Origin of the sequence: Pseudoalteromonas luteoviolacea DSM 6061 (genome assembly GCF_001625655.1) — a bacterium.
Lineage (GTDB): Bacteria > Pseudomonadota > Gammaproteobacteria > Enterobacterales > Alteromonadaceae > Pseudoalteromonas > Pseudoalteromonas luteoviolacea.
Window position 1 is genome coordinate 1 of sequence record NZ_AUYB01000113.1, and the last position, 1,232, is coordinate 1,232.

Sequence of the window (1,232 nt, forward strand, 5' to 3'; positions counted from 1 at the left end):
TGATCTGCTGTAATGAAACAGGACACTTTGATAATGGAATATAATCCAATTATTGAGGTGTTAAATGACAAAAAGAACAAACAGAAGTTACACGGCTGAATTTAAACAAGAAGCCGTCGCATTAGTAACCGAGCAAGGTTATAGCGTATCTAAAGCGGCTGCGTCTTTAGGTATCACAGATAAATTACTTTATAACTGGAAAGCAAAATTTGAAGCAGAGCAATCAGGCTCGATTTTAAGTGCTGATGAGCGAGCCGAATTATTGAAGCTACGAAAGGAAGTTAAAGAGCTAAGGATGGAAAAAGAAATATTAAAAAAGGCCAGCTCCCTCCTGCTAAGGGAAACGAAGTAGCGTTTCAAACAATTCAACAGCTAGCTACAGCGTTTCCTGTGGTGAAGCTTTGCAAGATAATGAAAGTAAGCCGAAGTGCTTATTACGCTTGGCTTAAACGCCCAGCTAAGATCATTACGGCTGAGCAACTTCATTTATATCGAAGAGCTAAAGCGATATTCAAGCAAAGTCGAAATAGCTTAGGCTACCGAGAACTGCGGAAACGGTTATGCAAGGAGGGACTAAATGTTAGCGAGTATGGCGTTAAAAAGTTAATGGCTAAGCTTGGCTTAGTTGTTACCCAGCGCATAGCCTATAAGGTAACAACCAAACGCAAGCACAGTGATACTGTTGCTGATAATTTACTGAATCAGAACTTTAATCCTGTTGCGCCTAATCAGATATGGGCTGGTGATGTGACCTATTTAAGAACTGGCGAAGGCTGGATGTACCTAGCCATTGTTATGGACTTATATTCACGCCGTATCGTTGGTTGGCACATTGATAGACGCATGACCACAGACTTAGTGAGCAAAGCGATGATGAAAGCGTATAACTTACGCCAGCCACCAAAAGGCTTGGTGTTTCACTCTGATAGAGGTTCGCAATATACCAGTAAGCATTACCGAAAACTGTTAGCTAATTACGGCATTAGAGCGAGTATGGGTGATGTCGGAGCTTGTTGGGATAATGCCGTGGTTGAACGGTTCTTCGGCAGTTTAAAACACGATTGGTTGTTGAAAGTGCCTCAGCTAACTCGTGAATATATGAGAAATGATGTGACAGCGTATATACGCTATTACAACTTAGAGCGGCTTCATACTGCTAATGGTGATCTGTCGCCAGTAGAGTATGAGCAAAATTCCTTAAGAAAAGTGTCCTGATTTAGTTGCGCAGAACA

The 1,232-nt window shown here is 41.6% G+C and carries 1 protein-coding gene; it reads left to right on the forward strand.

Annotated features, from left to right (window positions below):
• Positions 1–64 precede the first annotated feature (64 nt).
• A protein-coding gene (locus N475_RS16080; protein ID WP_155732590.1) for an IS3 family transposase occupies positions 65–1,215 on the forward strand; the annotation gives its coding sequence in 2 pieces (ribosomal slippage) (positions 65–335 and positions 335–1,215; 1,152 coding nt in all).
• Positions 1,216–1,232 lie beyond the last annotated feature (17 nt).